Here is a 17,429-nt window from a genome sequence, read left to right as displayed (position 1 = left end):
CGCCAAATTCTCTTCCTGCCTCTTACTTATAAATGAGGTGATATAAATGGGAAGCTTATATAATTTAATGAAACCATACAGTGAATTTCGAAGTAAAGAAGAGTTTAATACATATCAAAAACAAGTTTTGAAGTGCTATCGATTTCAATTGAATAAAACGGATGCTACCATTATTCATTTTTTAGGAAAGTATGCGGTGAATGAGAAACAAAAAACAGTAGGAGTCGCCTGTCCGTTAATGGAGACGATTGCGAAGAATGTTGGAAAGAGTATTCGTACAGTACGCCGTTCAATTGCAAAGTTAGAGGAACTAGGAATTATAAAGCGTGTTGCAACAAAAGAAAGACATAAGCGCGGCGGGTATAGTGCGAACTTATATATTTTTCTTATATCTGCAATTGACCGCATGGATGACCGTATGAAAATGTCCGCATGTGAAAGTGAGGATTATACAGCTGGCTGTAGCGGAAAGGAGCAAAAAAGCGAAAGGGAAACAATTCTTTCTAAAAACATTCCACAAATAAAAGAGAAAAGAAAAATAACGTACGAGCTTGATGAGACATATTGCCGTCATGATATACCGAAGCCTTTTATATACGCACTGGTACCGATGACGAGTAATCCGCAGAAAATTAATATATTTTGGAGTAAGGTCGAGCTTGCGTATAAAAAGAGCGGGTTACTAGAACAAGGTGTTTTACTAGAGCAAATATTAGCTGATGAAGAAGTGTATGGAAATTTCATTTGGCGAGTGAAGAGTGTTGTGAGAGCTTATAAATATGGGGAAATCCGTAAAAATGTGAAGGCACTTTTATATAGTACAGTGCGAGATCTATTTTTAGAGGTTGGATTAGAGTGGGGAGCTGCATTAAGGAGAAGTAAGGGGATAGTGCTGTTTGACCCATTTAAAAAAGAGCCATGCGTATAATACATGACTCCAAGTAGCTAGTCGAACTTTCTTACAACTGGAACACGAATCGCTACAAATAGTACGAAGACGATAACAGCAATTGCACCGCTTTTCATAACGGTTACGATTGGAATTCCCATTGCAAGTGCGATTGATGTGAATGCATAAGAGAGCGGGATAAAGCCCATTGATGATAGCATAAGTAAGCTCATTACGCGTCCCATCATTTCCTCTTTTACTGTCGATTGAATCATCGCCATAAGCGGAACGATAGCCATTGCGATTGTAATACCGTAAAACATGCCGGCTAATAATGCTTGCCAAAGTACGGTGCTAAAGTTGATGGATAAGAAGAATACACCAGACAGTAGCATCATGATAATGCAAAATAGTCCGCGTCTACGATTAATATTTTTTAAACCGACAATGACAGCGCCTATTGCCATTCCGCCGCCTACAGATGCTTCTAAGTAACTGAAATGGAGCGAGTCACCGTGCAGAACATTTTTAACGAAAAGCGGGAAACCGACTTGCATCGGACCAATTAAAAATAAATTTAAAAAGGCGCTACAAAGAAGGAAAGTTGAAAGGAATGGCGATTCCTTTACATATAAGATTCCTTCTTTAATGGAAGTGAACATACCTTTATCTGTATCTTTTAGTTCTGGCATCGTAAATTGTATTTTTTGAACGAGTATGGCTGCGACAATCAGTAATAAAATTGTAATAGAAAATATTGTCTCGTAGTTTGTAAATTTGATCAGAATTCCGCCAAGTACAGGGCCTAAGATGACCGATGCTTGGTTCGTCATTTGTGTAAGTGAATTCGCTTGTGTTAACCGGCTTTTTTCTACCAATTCAGGTAAGATAGATCCATCTGCTGACCAGAAAAAAGCATCAGCAAGTCCAAAGAATAAAGCGAATAAAGCAAATGTATATAGTGTTACATCACCAACGATAAACCATGTGAGAATGGTTGCGACAAGAATCGCTCGAATAATATTGGAGTAAAACATAATGTTTTTTTTCGGGAATTTATCAGCTACAGCGCCGCCGATAATCATAAAAATAAGCCTTGGAACACTAAGAGCTACGAAAACAACACCGAGTGAAGCTTCAAGGTTTAATGTTTTTGCTATGTACCACGTTTGTGAAAAAGTAAAAAAGGCTAAAGCAAAGCTTGAAAAAAGGGTAGCTGCCCAAAGAAAAAGGAAATTCGTATTTTTTAATAACGGTTTTCCGCTTCCTTCTAAAGCAGTTTTATTTTGTTGTAGTTCCTCCATATTGCTTCCTTTCTATGTGACAAATTTAAACTAAAAAACCAGTAAACGCCCGATTGGTGAGGACTAATACTCAATGGGAGATGCCCTCCGCTGAGTATAGTTTCACTTTATACAGTTTCTAATATTTCTATACTGCACTTTCTCATTGTAGACAATAATAATGGATTTGCCCAGTAGCTATTTAACGACAAAAAAAGATGCCGAATGGGCATCTTTTTTTAGGCTAACGCAATATAAATATCCAATTGTGCATGATTTGGATCTAATGCTCTTTCGTCGTAAAGCTCGAAGTCTGTTGTGAAGGCACGTTTATTTTCTTTCGACCATTGCCAAATATATTCCCAAGCTTCGCAAACGACTTCAGCAACTGGTCCCTTTCTCGTTGTAAATACCGCATACGTAGCGGCAGGTATTGTTAAAGTTGTCATATTTTCAGGAACATCTTCTAATGAAGAAACGGGCATACCGATTGTAAATGTATATGTACCGGTTTCATCTGATTCGTAGTTTGAGTAGAAAGCGAATGTTTCTTTCGTTTGTTGATTTAGGATGTGATGCATCATTTGTTCTTGAAAGTATTTGTTCCAGAGCTCGGGAATTTTTCCTTCAGTAGATGCCTCTATTTCGTTAGTCGTCGTAATCGAAACGCCGATTGCTTGGAAAGCTTCTTTTTTTACGATAATGGGTTCGTTTATCATTACAAATTCCTCCTTTAAAACAAGAACATTTGTTCTTTAATAATATAACATATTTTTACATGTAACGGTTATTGTTTTTTGAAAATTTTAATCATAAACAACAAACTGAAATGACTAAATATGGTAGATTTTCTATTGTATGTATGAATAGATTAAGGGATATGTTAAGCTTTTTATGTATCCTTAAACTGTTATATAGACCTATGTCATAAGGTGCTTTTATAGGTTTATATAAGTGTCCGATATATCTTCTATTTTTGATAAATTAAAATAGTAATATTCTATGAGATTTATATTGTTGATATTGGGATTTCAACGATATATTTTCATAGGTCGGATTGTTGCGAGTGGATATATATTGCTATGTATACGGCTACGAAATTAAGTAGACGGATAGCAAGTATATAGAAAGGAGAAAGATAGAAAATATGAAACAAGCATTGAAGTGTTTTAATGTCGTAACGATGATCACACTTCTCCTATCCATCATATTGCCTGCACCTAGTGCTTTTGCTACAGAGATAAATAAAAAAAGCTGGGATGAGTTACAAGGAAATGATGTGAAAATTAAGGCAGAGCAAGTAAATGCTGAAATATATAAGGGAGAAGTAGCGGAGAGGGAGCACGTATTTCAATATACGATTGAAAATACGGGAGCTACACCAATTCAAGAATTGGTGCTTAAACAAAGTAATGAAAATGAAATTACGTTCCCTTCGCAATCTGTGAAAGTAAACGGAGAGAAGTTACCTGAAAATAAGGTAGCGGATTTCTATGTAGAGGAAAAAGATAAGGGAGGAAAGGTTCTTTCTTCTAATCTTAAAATTAAAGATTTAAAATCACATGAAAAAATGACTGTGTTAATAAAAGCTCGTCGTGCACAACATTTTAATAAAGAGTATAAGCAAAAAATTAGTGTGCAAAAGGATCAACTACAAATAGGAAACATGTCTGTAGATGTTGAAGGGCTTCCTTCTGAAGAGAAGTTAGAGGCTAATACCGATGATGAGGCTGACAGTAGTAAGAAAGCTATCGGATCAACAACTGATTCAAAAGTTAAAGAAGTGGATGCAAAAGTATCTGCAGAGGATAAAAATAAACTTGCACCAAAAACAGAAATAGAGAAGATAAAACAACCTGAAGCTGAGAAGCAACTAGAAAAAGAGAAAAAGCAATCACCTTTAGCAGTAAAGCAGAGTGATGAAGAAGTACAAGCTGCATCAGAAAATGCTTCGAAGGTTCAAATCCAAACAGGAGATAAACAAGGATTTGGAGACCCGTTGTATTCTACAATTGCTGCTGGTAATTTAGTACAGACTGGTAATGTGACCCTTGGTTTGACAACTGACCATTACGGTAGACAAAGTATGGGTTATAAAACGAACAAAATGATTGTGGACGTTGATAACGATGATAGTACTTTTAATTCGTCAACAGGTGCATTTCCTAACATTCCTGCTGGAAGTAAAGTAAAAAAGGCGTATTTGTTTTGGACAGCTGCAATGGGAACTGTAACTAGTACAAATGTTAATCAAAGAGTTAGTGATAATGATGTACGACAACCAGTCAAAATGAAAATGGGAAATAAAGAATATGCAGATGTAACTGCTGATAGCATACGAAAAGCGGATAGCTTACCTTTTATTTCTAATTACTCAGGTGCTGGTGCTGGTTATGTTGCATATGCGGATGTAACAAATGTAATTGCGCAGCAAGGGATTTCTCAAACGTTGACAGTTGCAAATGTGCCACAAATTAAAGATGTAACAGGTGGCGGCTATTACTGGGGCAACTGGAATCTTATATTAGTTTATGAAAACTATAAAGAAACAGTAAAAGACATGAAGATTTGGGAAGGGCTAGTCTCTCAAAAAAGTACAGCCTGGACAGATATTAGTGTTAATAAAATAAATACACCAAAAGAAGGTGCTTTTAAGGCGAAATTTAGTTATTTTTCATCGCAAGGTGATCCAGCTGAGAAAGATGGATATGCATATGATTATGGAGAATATGATTTTGGTGCTGGATATATAAAGATAAAAAATATTAACGGTAAAGATAATGATGCGAATGATTCGTCTATGACAGAAGTACAAGTAGACGGTACTAACGAGTTTGTTACGAAAAAATATCCAGGATATAATCCGGATTGGACGAATTCATTCAGTACTGACATTCATACGTATCATCTTGAAGGACCGAATCAAGTAAAAAATGATTTAAAAGAAGCAAAAATGCGTTTTAGAGCAAATAGTGGCTATGGTGATATTTACGTATTAAATAACGCTACATTTGTTACAGAACATAATGCTCCAAACTTACAAGTTGATAAAAAGGCGTTAGATAGTGCTGGTAAAGAAGTTAAGGAAATTAAAGCTGGTGAAGAGTTTACGTATCAAATTGAAGTGAAAAATGATACGAAAAATAACCAAGCACCTGTATCTAATGTAAAAGGTTTTGATAAATTAGATGATCGTTTAGAGTATGTTCCGGAATCTATACAATATATTTCTGGAAGTAATAAAGGAAATAAAACAGATAATGCAAGCGATGATGAAGCGGAGTTTGTAAATAATCAAATTGATTTCCGTGTTGGTGAAGGTGCTAATGCTAAAGACGGCGGTGTTTTAAAGCCTGGTGAAAGTGCCATTATTACATTCAAAGTAAAAGTGAAAGCTTCTGTACAATCAGATACAACAATAAAAAATATCGTTGCTGTAAAGGGACAAGATAGTAGCGAGGTAAATTATGAAACTGCAGATGATGCAGATATTACGGTTACGACTCCAAAAGAGATCCCTGGAGAAATAGAAGCTAAAAAAATAGCATCTAATAAAACACCGAAGCTAGGTGACGAGGTAGAGTATCGTATTACATTTAAAAATAAGACAAAAGATGGACGTCTAGATGTATTGACCATTGAAGATGAATTACCAAGCAATCTTGAATACGTGAAAGATAGTTTGAAAGCAGAAGGTGCAAAACCAGAGCCAGTAGAGCTGAAGTTTGAAAATGGAAAAGTAATTGCAAAGTATCCAGAAATTATGGATATGGAAGAAAGAAGTATCGTCTTTAAAACAAAAGTAAAAGAAACTGCAAAAATTGGTGAAGAAATTGTTAATAAAGCAACCGTTAGTGATAAAACAAATCCACCAAAGGATTTAGAAGAGAAGATTACACCACAGCATAAGGCTGGTAAAATTGCTGCAAAGAAAAAAGCAACAAATAAAAAGCCGAAGCTAGGAGAAGAAGTTGAATATCAAATTAGCTTCAAAAATACGGTGGAAAACGGAAAACTAGATGCAGTTACAATAGAAGATGAAATTCCAGCTAACTTAGAATTTGTTCAAGGCAGTGAGCGAGCTGAAGGTGCTGAACCAAATCCAGTAGAGTTAAAAGTAGAAAATGGTAAGGTAATCGCCAAATATCCAGAGATTATGGATACAAAAGAGCGAAGCATTGCCTTTAAAGTGAAAGTAAAAGAAGAGGCAAAAGCCGGAGAAACAATTGTTAATAAAGCGGTTGTGAGTGAGCCAAATGGACAAACTGAGCATCCAGAAGAAAAGATTACGCCGGATTATAAATACGGTAAAGTGGATGTTGAAAAAAGCGTAACGAATCAAACACCAAAACTAGGAGAAGAAGTGGAATACCGAATTACATTTTATAATACGGTAGAAAACGGAAAACTAGAAAAGGTGCTAGTAGAAGATACACTACCTAAAGGTGTTGAATACGTGAAAGATAGTTTGAAAGCTGAAGGTATAAAACCAGAGCCAGTAGAACTAAAAGTGGAAGACGGCAAAGTAATGGCAAAGTATCCAGAAATTACGGATACAGAAAAAAGAAGTATTGTTTTTAAAGTGAAAGTAAAAGATTCGGCAAAAGTAGGGGAGGCAATCGTAAATAAAGCAATTGCAAAAGATCCGAAAAATGAGCCTGTTGAATCGAAGGTTGTTATTACACCGCAAAGTAAAAAAGGTGAAGTTGCTGCTACAAAGGTAGTTAATAATAAGAAACCGAAGCTAGGCGAAGAAATCGAGTACCGCATTAGTTTTCATAATACGGTTGAGAACGGAAAACTAGAAGAGGTGCGAGTGGAAGATACAATTCCAAAAGGTCTTGAATATGTAGAAAATAGTATCAAGGCCGAAGGAGAAGCACCTGGACCAGTAGAATTAGCTGTTGAAAATGGAATAGTCAAAGCTAAGTATATCGATATTATGGATATGGAAGAAAGAAGTATCGTCTTTAAAGTAAAGGTGAAGGAAGAAGCAAAAGTAGATAAAGAGATTGTCAATAAAGCAATTGTTGATGATACGAAAAATCCACCGATTGAGCCGGAAGAAAGAATTACTCCGCAATATAAGGATGGAATAATTGATTCGAAGAAGACAGTAGATAATCCATCACCAAAACTAGGAGAAGAAGTAGAATACCGAATTAGCTTTAAGAATACGGTAGAAAACGGAAAACTAGAAAAGGTAACGATAGAGGATACAATTCCTAACGGTTTAGAGTATGTAAAAGGCAGTGAAAAGGCTGAAGGTGATAAACCAGCTCCATTAAAGTTAAGTGTGAAAGATGGAAAAGTTATTGCTGAATACGACAATATTACAGATATGAAAGAAAGAAGTATTGTCTTTAAGGTAAAGGTGAAGGAAGAAGCGGAAGTAGGTAAGGAAATCATCAATAAAGCAATTGTTGATGATATGAAGCATCCGAAAGAACCAGAAGCAAAAATTACACCATTACACAAAGATGGAAAAATTAAAGCGAAGAAAATCGTAAATAATGAAACACCGAAGTTAGGAGAAGAAGTAGAATACCGAATTAGTATGAAAAATACGGTAAAGAACGGAAAGCTAACAGACGTGACAATAGAGGATACTTTACCAGAAGGTTTAGAGTATGTAGAAAATAGTTTGAAAGCAGAAGGTGCCGGAACAGATTTAGTAGAGCTGAAATTTGAAAACAGTAAGGTAATGGCAAAATATCCAGAAATTACGGATATAGAAGAAAGAAGTATCGTTTTTAAAGTGAAAGTAAAAGAAGAAGTAAAAGTCGGTAAAAAAATCATTAATAAAGCAACTATTGATGATTCGCAAAATAAGCCAGTTAATCCGACAGCGGAAATTATTCCTCAGTATAAAGTGGGAAAACTTGAAGCGAAAAAGATGGTAAATAATGAAACGCCGAAGTTAGGAGAAGAAGTGGAATACCGAATCAGCTTTAAAAATACGGTAGAACATGGAAAGCTAACAGAGGTAATAATAGAAGATGATTTACCAAATGGATTAGAGTATGTGAAAGATAGTGTAAAAGCAGAAGGTTCTAAGCCAGCTCCAGTGGAATTGAAATTTGAAAACGGTAAGGTAATGGCAAAGTATCCTGAGATTACAGATACAAAAGAGAGAAGTATTACCTTTAAAGTGAAAGTAAAAGGTAAAGTGAGCGATTCAATTGTTAATGAAGCGATTGTGAGCGATACGAAACATCCGCCAGAAACACCGACAGCAGAAATTATTCCGCAACATAAAGACGGAAAAGTGAAAGCGAAGAAGACGGTAAATAATGAAACGCCGAAGTTAGGAGAAGAAGTAGAATACCGAATTAGTATGAAAAACACGGTAGAAGACGGAAAACTAGCAGAGGTGAAAATAGAAGATACTTTACCAGAAGGTGTAGAATATGTAGAAAATAGTGTAAAAGCAGAAGGTTCTAAGCCGGATCCAGTAGAATTGAAAGTGGAAAATGGTAAGGTAATGGCGAAGTATCCAGAGATTACGGATACAGAAGAAAGAAGTATCACTTTTAAAGTGAAAGTAAAAGATGAAGTGAAAGTCGGTAAAAAAATCGTCAATAAAGCAATTATTGATGATACGAAAAATGAGCCAGAAACACCGACGGCAGAAATTACTCCACAGCATAAAGACGGAAAAGTGGAAGCGAAGAAGACGGTAAATAATGAAACGCCGAAGTTAGGAGAAGAAGTGGAATACCGAATTAGCTTTAAAAATACGGTAGAAAACGGAAAGCTAGCAGAGTTAAAAATAGAAGACGATTTACCAAATGGATTAGAGTATGTGAAAGATAGTTTACGAGCAGAAGGTTCTAAGCCAGATCCGGTAGAACTGAAAGTGAAAGATGGAAAAGTAATCGCAAAATATCCAGAAATTACGGATACAGAAGAAAGAAGTATCGTCTTTAAAGCGAAAGTAAAAGAAGAATTTAAGGTTGGTGAAGGCATTGTCAATAAAGTAGTTGTTGATGATACAAAAGATCCAACAACTTCAGAAGTAACAATTACGCCAGAATATAAAGACGGTAAGCTTAAAGCAGAGAAATTTGTAAACAATAAAAAACCGAAATTAGGAGAAGAAGTAGAATACCGAATTAGTTTTAAAAACACGGTAGAAAACGGAAAACTAGTAGAGGTTAAAGTAGAAGATGAAATTCCAGCTGGATTAGAGTACGTGGAGAACAGTTTACAAGCAGAAGGTTCTAAACCAAGTCCGGTAGAATTGAAATTTGAAAACGGCAAGGTAATGGCAAAGTATCTAGAAATTGCGGATACAAAAGAAAGAAGTATTATTTTTAAAGTGAAAGTAAAAGAAGAGGCAGAAATAGGCAAGGAGATTGTTAATAAAGCAATCGTAGTAGATACAAAAAATGAGCCAGAAGAGCCTCGTGTGGAAATTACTCCGCAATATAAAGATGGTAAAATTGCTGCGCAGAAAGTAGCAAATAATCATAAACCGAAACTAGGAGAAGAAGTAGAATACCGAATTAGTTTTAAAAATACGATAGAAAACGGGAAACTAGCAGAGGTAAATATAAAGGATGCCTTACCAAATGGTTTAGAGTATGTAGAAGGCAGCATCACAGCAGAAGGTTCTAAACCGAAACCAGTAGAGCTACAGGTGAAAAATAATAAAGTAATGGCAAAGTATCCAGAAATTACAGATACAGAGGAAAGAAGTATTGTCTTTAAAGCGAAGGTAAAAGAAAGCGCAAAAGTGGGAGAAGAAATCGTAAATGAGGCAATTGTAGATGATACAAAAAATCTACCAGAAGAGCCTTATGTACCGATTACACCACAATATAAAGATGGAAAAATTGAGGCAAGAAAAGAAGTAAGTAATCGTGAACCGAAGTTAGGTGAGGAAATCGAATATCGAATTATTTTTAATAATACGGTGAAAGATGGAAAACTAGTAGAGGTAAAGATAGAAGATAAAATTCCAGCTGGATTAGAGTTTGTAGAAGGAAGCGAAAAGGCTGAAGGTGAAGAGCCAAAACCAGTGGAGTTGAAAGTAGAAAATGGTAAGGTAATGGCAAAGTATTCAGAGATTATGGATACGAAAGAAAGAAGTATCGTCTTTAAAGTGAAGGTGAAAGATTCGGTTACAATAGGTAAGGACATTACAAATAAAGCGATTATCCACGTTGATGATCCGAACCACCCTATAACTGAACCGACAGCGAAAATTACACCGCAATATAAAGACGGTAAAATTGCTGCTCATAAAAAGGTGAATAATCATAAACCGAAGTTAGGTGAGGAAATCGAATACCGAATTTCATTTAATAATACGGTGAAAGATGGACAGCTGGCAGAAGTGAAAATTGAGGATGAAATTCCGTCTGGTTTAGAGTATGTGAAAAATAGTCTAAAAGCAGAAGGTGAGAAGCCAGCCCCAGTAGAGTTGAAAGAAGAAGCTGGTAAGGTTAGTGCCAAGTATGAAAATATCACTGACATGAAAGAAAGAAGTATTATCTTTAAAGTGAAGGTGAAAGATTCTGTTGAAGTGGACAAAGCAATTGTAAATAAAGCAATTGTTGATGATACAAAAAATCCACCAGAGCGACCGGAAGTAGATATTACACCGCAGCATAAAGCTGGTAAATTTAAAGCTGATAAAAAGGTAAGCAAAAAAGATCCAAAGCTAGGAGAAGAAGTAGAGTACCGAATTAGTTTTAAAAATACGGTAGAAAACGGAAAACTAGCAGAAGTGAAAATTGAGGATGAATTACCAACTGGCTTAGAGTATGTGAAGGATAGTTTAAAATCAGAAGGTAATGAGCCAGCGCCAGTAGAGTTAAAAGAAGAAGCTGGTAAGGTTAGTGCGAAGTATGAAAATATTACTGATACAGCTGAGCGTAGTATTCGCTTTAAGGTAAAAGTAACGGAAGCAGTAAAAGTCGGTAAGAAAATCGTGAATACGGCAATTGTGGATGATGATAATCCGAAGAATCCGCCGCAAAAACCAGAAGCGATTATTACGCCGGAGTATAAGGACGGAAAACTAAAAGCTGAGAAAACAGTAAATAATCCAGCTCCAAAATTAGGAGAAGAAGTAGAATATCGAATTACGTTCCGTAACGTAGTAGAGCATGGAAAAGTAGCGAAGGTGAAGATTAAGGATGAATTACCAACTGGCTTAGAGTTTGTAGAAGGTAGTGAAAGAACCGAGGGAGAGAATCCGAAACCGTTGTATGTGAAAGTGAAAAACGGCACAGTACTCGCAGAATATCCAGAAATTACGGATACGAAAGAAAGAAGCATCGTCTTTAAAGTAAAAGTGAAAGAAAAAGCTAAAATTGGCGAAGCGATTGTGAATACGGCGGTTGTGGAAGATACTATAAATCCACCAGAGAAACCAAATGTCGCTATACAGCCTCAACATAAAGATGGTGCATTACAAGCAGAAAAAACAGTAAGCAATCATGAACCGAAGTTAGGAGAAGAAGTAGAATATCGAATTAGCTTTGAAAATACGGTAGAGAACGGAAAACTAACTGAGGTAAAAGTAGAAGATAAAATTCCAGCCGGTTTAGAATACGTACAAGATAGTATAAAGTCTGATGGGCCGGAACCAATTCCAGTAGAACTTAAAGTTGAGAATGGAAAAGTAACAGCAAAGTATCCAGAAATTACGGATACGAAAAAAAGAAGTATCATCTTTAAAGCGAAAGTACAAGAAACGGTACAAGTAGGAAAAGAAATTATAAACAAGGCGGTTGTGGATGATAATAATCCGACAAATCCACCGGTTGAGTCACTTGTACCAATTACACCGCAATATAAAGATGGGAAACTAGAGGCAAGGAAAGAAGTAAGTAATCATGAACCAAAGCTAGGGGAAGAAATCGAATATCGAATTACTTTTAACGGCATAGTAGATGGCGGGAAGTTAGTTGATGTAAAGATTGAAGATGAAATTCCGTCTGGTTTAGAGTATGTGAAAGATAGTCTGAAGGCTGTAGGTGATAAGCCTGTACCAACAGAACTTAAAGTTGAGAATGGAAAAGTAACAGTAAAGTATCCAGAAATTACGGATACGAAAGAAAGAAGTATCATCTTTAAAGTAAAGGTAAAAGAATCAGTAAAAGTTGGAGAGGAAATAACAAATAAAGCGATTATTCACGTAGATGATCCAAATCATCCAGTTATGGAACCGACAGCGACAATAAAGCCAGAATATAAAGATGGTAAGGTAAAAGCAACGAAGACAGTAAGTAATAAAGAACCGAAGCTAGGAGAAGAGATCGAATACCGAATTAGCTTTGAAAATACGGTAGAAAACGGAAAATTAGCTGAGGTAAAGATAGAAGATGAAATTCCAGCCGGTTTAGAGTACGTGCAAGATAGTATTCGATTTGAAGGGGCTGAACCAAATCCAGTAGAGTTAAAAATGGAGTTTGGAAAAGTAATAGCGAAGTATCTAGAAATTACAGATACGAAAGAACGTAGTATTATTTTTAAAGCGAAGGTAAAAGCAGCACCAAGTAAAGGGATAACAAATAGAGCGATAGTGGACGATAGAATAAATACACCACTTGAGCCTACAGTTACAATTTTACCGAAAACAAAAGAAGATTTTAAGATACCGGAAGATCCGAAAGAACCAGAAGTGAAACCGGAAGTGAAACCAGAGGATCCGAAAGAGCCGAAGGAGCCAGAAGTGAAACCGGAAGATCCGAAAGAACCGAAGGAGCCAGAAGTGAAACCGGAAGATCCGAAAGAACCGAAGGAGCCAGAAGTGAAACCGGAAGATCCGAAAGAACCGAAGGAGCCAGAAGTGAAACCAGAGGATCCGAAAGAACCGAAGGAGCCAGAAGTGAAACCAGAGGATCCGAAAGAACCGAAGGAGCCAGAAGTGAAACCAGAGGATCCGAAAGAACCGAAGGAGCCAGAAGTGAAACCGGAAGATCCGAAAGAGCCGAAGGAGCCAGAAGTGAAACCGGAGGATCCGAAAGAACCGAAGGAGCCAGAAGTGAAACCGGAAGATCCGAAAGAACCGAAGGAGCCAGAAGTGAAACCGGAAGATCCGAAAGAACCGAAGGAGCCAGAAGTGAAACCGGAGGATCCGAAAGAACCAGAAGTGAAACCGGAGGATCCGAAAGAGCCGAAGGAGCCAGAAGTGAAACCGGAAGACCCGAAAGATCTGAAGAAACCGGAAGTAAGACTGGAAAAGTTAAATAAAGACCCGCAAGTAAAAGTAGAAAAAGAATTACCGAAAACAGGGGCAGCACATCCATGGATGATGTCAGTTGGTGCGGGAATTTCATTCTTAGTTGGCGGAGTATTATTCGTATTAGGTAGAAGAAGAAAACAATAATTTTTGTAGACGAAAAGCACACTGAGTTCGATAGTGTATCGAATTCAGTGTGCTTTTATTTTTACATATTAAAACATACTTGAGCTATGCATTGGTTGAAGTTTTGCATTTGGATCGAAGTAAGCTTTTGCATTGTTTACTGCTGTCGGTGCTTCGCCAAATCCACAAGCGATAAGTTTTACTTTTCCTTCATATGTACAAATGTCACCAGCAGCGTAAATGCCAGGAATATTTGTTTCCATTTTTGAATTCACAAGGATGCTATTTTTTTGTATATCTAAGCCCCAGTTTTTAATTGGGCCAAGAGAGGAAACGAAGCCGTAGTTTACAATTACATCATCAACATCGATGATAACTTTTTCTTCAGTTTTTACGTGCTGAAGAACGACTTGTTCAATTTTGTCATCACCAATGAGTTCAACTGGAACATACGGTGTACTTACTTCTGCACGAGAATTCATTAAGTTTTCGACGCTATGTTCATGTGCGCGGAATTTATCACGGCGATGAACGATTGTAACTTTGTCAGCAATCGGTTCTAACATCATCGTCCAGTCTACTGCTGAGTCGCCACCGCCAAATACTACGACGCGCTTGCCAGCAAATTTATTCATATCATCAACGAAATAATGTAAGTTTTTCTTTTCGTATTTTGCTGTACCTTCTAATTCTAAGCGGCGTGGTTGGAAAGCACCATTGCCGGCAGTAATAATGACTGATTTAGAATAGTGAGTTTGTTTATTCGTAACAAGTTTAAATATACCATCAGCTTGTTTTTCAAGCGTATCAACAGCTTCTTCTAAGCAAATGGTTGGATCAAATTTCTTCATTTGCTCTTTTAAGTTATCAACTAATTCTTGTGCGCGCACTTTTGGAAATCCAGCTACATCATAAATGTATTTTTCAGGGTAGAGTGCGGATAATTGTCCTCCAAGTTGAGGTAAGCTTTCAATGATTTTTACACTTGCTTGTCTCATCCCGCCATAAAATGCTGTGAATAGTCCTGTTGGACCACCACCAATAATTGTTATGTCGTAAACTTTTTGATTTTCTGCCACTTTCATTCCCCCTATAGATGGAATTTTGATATTGATTTCATATATTGTTCATATGTACACGAAAATCCTGCAAATGATGACACTTTCAAATAAATGATAGCATATTTGAGTTCATAATACTTCTGAAAACGACTGAATTGTGTGTAAGTTTTCGCATAGATGCTTTTTGTATTGTATAAAATATACAGAAAGGAAAATACATGAAAAAAAGGCTGAAAAACCCTTGAAAACGCTATGTTATTTTAAAATATTGATAATTCTCCAGAAGCTTGAATTCTGGAATAAAACCGACTAATATAGGGAAGTATTATGTTAAATTTCTATGACAAAATTCGTACGATTTTTTGACTGCGTTTTGTTATGATATAGAATGTGATAAATTCCACATTCTTGACAAATAGAGTTTTTAGTACTTGGTATTATTTCTCATTACTATTATATAAAGAAAAGGGTTGTGATTTGGTGAAGACTCCAAAAATCGTAGTTTTAGGTGCAGGTTATGGCGGGATGATTACGACTGTTCGTCTGCAAAAAGCATTATCTGTAAATGAAGCTGAAATTACGTTAGTAAACAACAACAGCTATCACTACCAAGCGACTTGGTTACACGAGAGCGCAGCTGGTACATTACAAGATGAAAAAATCTGTCTAGATATTCAAGACGTTATTGATACAAATAAAGTGAACTTTGTACAAGACACAGTAGTAGAAATTAAAGCTGCTGAAAAACGTATTATCTTAAAAGACGGCGAGTTAGAGTATGACTACTTAGTAATCGGTCTTGGTTTCGAATCAGAAACATTCGGAATTACAGGATTAAAAGAGCATGCATTCTCAATCGCTAACATTAATGCAACTCGTGAAATTCGTGAGCATATGGAAGCTAGTTTCGCTAAATATGCAGATGAAAAGCGCGATGAGTTAGTAACAATCGTTGTTGGTGGTGCTGGATTTACTGGTATCGAGTACGTAGGTGAGCTTGCAAACCGTGTTCCTGAACTTTGCAAACAGTACAATGTACCACGTGAAAAAGCACGTATCATCTGTGTAGAAGCTGCTCCAACAGCACTTCCAGGTTTCGATCCAGCATTAGTAGAATATGCTGTAAAACAACTTGAGAAAAAAGGCGTAGAATTCCGCATTGGTACAGCAATTAAAGAAGCAACTGAAGAAGGTATTATTGTTGCAAATGGTGATGATACTGAATTAATTAAGTCTGAAACAGTAGTTTGGGCTGCAGGTGTTCGTGGTAATGGTATTGTGGAAGAGTCTGGCTTTGAAGCAATGCGCGGACGTGTAAAAGTTGATGAGTACATGCACGCTCCAGGATACGAAGAGGTATTCATGGTTGGTGATGCAGCGTTAATCATTAACGAAGAAATTAACCGTCCTTACCCACCAACAGCACAAATTGCAATTCAACAAGGTTACAATATTGCACACAACTTAACTGTATTAGTTCGTGGCAAGGGCGAAATGAAAAAATTCGCATTCGATAATAAAGGATCTGTATGTTCTTTAGGTCATGACGATGCAATGGGCGTTGTTATGGGTAAAAAGTTAACAGGTTGGAAAGCTTCCTTCATGAAGAAAGTAATCGATAACCGCTATTTATTCTTATTAGGTGGACCTTTATTAGTTCTTAAAAAAGGTAAATTAAAGTTCTTTTAATATATAGTAGAAAAAGCAGAAACGGCTAAGCGCCGTTTCTGCTTTTTTTCATATAATACATGTTTTCGATATAACAATAGAAAGATGGGAGAAATGTTTTATTTGAACATTGCCGTATCATGAAATGGATGAATCCAATGTTTTATTTTCTTCATAATTACATTTCTGCATCTTGATATTTTTTTGTTAACAGTATATCGACAAAATGGGTTTTTTCACTTTTTGAAAAAAGGAAATTTCACAGCGAATTAAAAAGTATAGTATAATATATAGAAAAGAAAGAATATTCTGTCCGTTCGGATGGAGGAGGATGCATCATGGGGAAGCGCGGGAAAGTATGGTTAGCTGTTAGTGGCTTAGTAGCTACAAAAGATGGCAGGTGGCTATTCGTTAAGAAGAAATACAGTGGATTAAAAGGGAAATGGTCTTTACCGGCTGGTTTTGTAAATGAAGGTGAGACAGTTGATGAAGCTGTGAAACGCGAAGTGTTAGAAGAGACAGGCATTGTCGCTCATGTGAAGGGGATCATTGGTGTTCGATCGGGTGTTATTCGTGATGAAATTAGTGATAATATGATTATTTTCCTTTTGGAGCCTGAAGGAGAAAATATTATTGTACAGGAGAAAGAATTGTCTGAAGTGGCGTTCTTACATCCAGATAAGATTGCGGACGATCCGAATACGTCTGTACTTATTAAATATTTGTTAGAAGGAAGATCAGAACTACATCTTGAAGTGGACAAAACATTAAATCCAGGAGAACCATTTGGTTATACAGCCTATCACGTATTTACGGCACGTGCGAAGGAGAGGGAGAAAGAGTGAGTATACCGGTACTACTTATTTCAATGATGTTATTTTTTATTTTGTTCTTTGGAATTGGATTTTTACTCAATATGATTTTGCGAGCTACTTGGGTAATGGTTATTGTGTATCCGATTGTTTGTATGCTTATTATTAATAAAGCGAGTATGTGGGATTATTTTTCAAAACCGAAAGAAACATTTTCTTCATTTGGGACAAGTGTATCGCACTTAGGACAAGCAGACGTGTTTATTCTATCTACTGGATTAGTAGGGGCTGCTTTAGCAGGAGTCGTAATCAAGAAACTTCGGAAAAGCGGATATCAAATGTTTTAATCTCCAACTAAGTTGGAGATTATTTTTTGCATATTCCTTCATCGTA

Annotated in this window: 8 protein-coding genes; 5 read left to right on the top strand and 3 right to left on the bottom strand. The window is 36.5% G+C overall.

Annotated elements, in window-relative coordinates:
• The first annotated feature begins 46 nt into the window (after positions 1–46).
• Positions 47–928: a helix-turn-helix domain-containing protein gene (locus tag QCI81_RS11595; RefSeq protein WP_000535246.1), complete on the top strand. Its 882-nt coding sequence runs from the start codon at positions 47–49 to the stop codon at positions 926–928.
• 17 nt (positions 929–945) lie between these two features.
• Here QCI81_RS11595 and QCI81_RS11590 read toward each other — a convergent pair whose 3' ends face one another.
• Both QCI81_RS11590 and QCI81_RS11585 read right to left on the bottom strand, forming a co-directional pair.
• The gene (locus QCI81_RS11590) at positions 946–2,193 is read right to left on the bottom strand and encodes an MFS transporter (protein ID WP_000391931.1); all 1,248 of its coding nucleotides are present in this window, start codon (positions 2,191–2,193) and stop codon (positions 946–948) included.
• 218 nt (positions 2,194–2,411) lie between these two features.
• A complete protein-coding gene (locus QCI81_RS11585; protein WP_098852469.1) occupies positions 2,412–2,891 on the bottom strand; it encodes a GyrI-like domain-containing protein in 480 nt (159 codons plus the stop codon).
• Positions 2,892–3,319: 428 nt separating this feature from the next.
• On the opposite strand from QCI81_RS11585, the gene QCI81_RS11580 reads away from it, so the two are divergent.
• A complete protein-coding gene (locus tag QCI81_RS11580) occupies positions 3,320–13,516 on the top strand; it encodes an isopeptide-forming domain-containing fimbrial protein (protein WP_353810746.1) in 10,197 nt (3,398 codons plus the stop codon).
• A 68-nt stretch (positions 13,517–13,584) separates the two neighbouring features.
• Here the strand turns inward: QCI81_RS11580 and QCI81_RS11575 are convergent, their stop codons facing one another.
• Positions 13,585–14,574: an NAD(P)/FAD-dependent oxidoreductase gene (locus QCI81_RS11575; RefSeq protein ID WP_000829772.1), complete on the bottom strand. Its 990-nt coding sequence runs from the start codon at positions 14,572–14,574 to the stop codon at positions 13,585–13,587.
• A 462-nt stretch (positions 14,575–15,036) separates the two neighbouring features.
• On the opposite strand from QCI81_RS11575, the gene QCI81_RS11570 reads away from it, so the two are divergent.
• The 3 genes from QCI81_RS11570 (at position 15,037) to QCI81_RS11560 (ending at position 17,383) form a co-directional block, all read left to right on the top strand.
• Positions 15,037–16,245: an NAD(P)/FAD-dependent oxidoreductase gene (locus QCI81_RS11570; RefSeq protein WP_000856602.1), complete on the top strand. Its 1,209-nt coding sequence runs from the start codon at positions 15,037–15,039 to the stop codon at positions 16,243–16,245.
• Positions 16,246–16,562: 317 nt separating this feature from the next.
• Complete coding sequence (locus QCI81_RS11565) at positions 16,563–17,069, top strand: NUDIX hydrolase (protein WP_000517993.1); 507 nt, start codon at positions 16,563–16,565, stop codon at positions 17,067–17,069.
• Positions 17,066–17,383, top strand: coding sequence for a YuiB family protein (locus QCI81_RS11560; protein WP_000027016.1), 318 nt, complete (start codon positions 17,066–17,068; stop codon positions 17,381–17,383). Before QCI81_RS11565 ends, QCI81_RS11560 begins: the two co-directional genes overlap by 4 nt.
• Positions 17,384–17,429 lie beyond the last annotated feature (46 nt).

The organism is Bacillus cereus group sp. MG20 (genome assembly GCF_040459885.1).
Classification (GTDB): domain Bacteria; phylum Bacillota; class Bacilli; order Bacillales; family Bacillaceae_G; genus Bacillus_A; species Bacillus_A cereus.
Note: the sequence above shows the minus strand (reverse complement) of the source record. Positions and strands in the feature narration are given on the sequence as shown.

Bases quoted from the DNA above. Each gene is read 5' to 3' on its own strand.
- QCI81_RS11595 (WP_000535246.1), top strand. From the start codon at position 47: ATGGGAAGCTTATATAATTTAATGAAACCATACAGTGAATTTCGAAGT.
- QCI81_RS11590 (WP_000391931.1), bottom strand. From the start codon at position 2,193: ATGGAGGAACTACAACAAAATAAAACTGCTTTAGAAGGAAGCGGAAAA.
- QCI81_RS11585 (WP_098852469.1), bottom strand. From the start codon at position 2,891: ATGATAAACGAACCCATTATCGTAAAAAAAGAAGCTTTCCAAGCAATC.
- QCI81_RS11580 (WP_353810746.1), top strand. From the start codon at position 3,320: ATGAAACAAGCATTGAAGTGTTTTAATGTCGTAACGATGATCACACTT.
- QCI81_RS11565 (WP_000517993.1), top strand. From the start codon at position 16,563: ATGGGGAAGCGCGGGAAAGTATGGTTAGCTGTTAGTGGCTTAGTAGCT.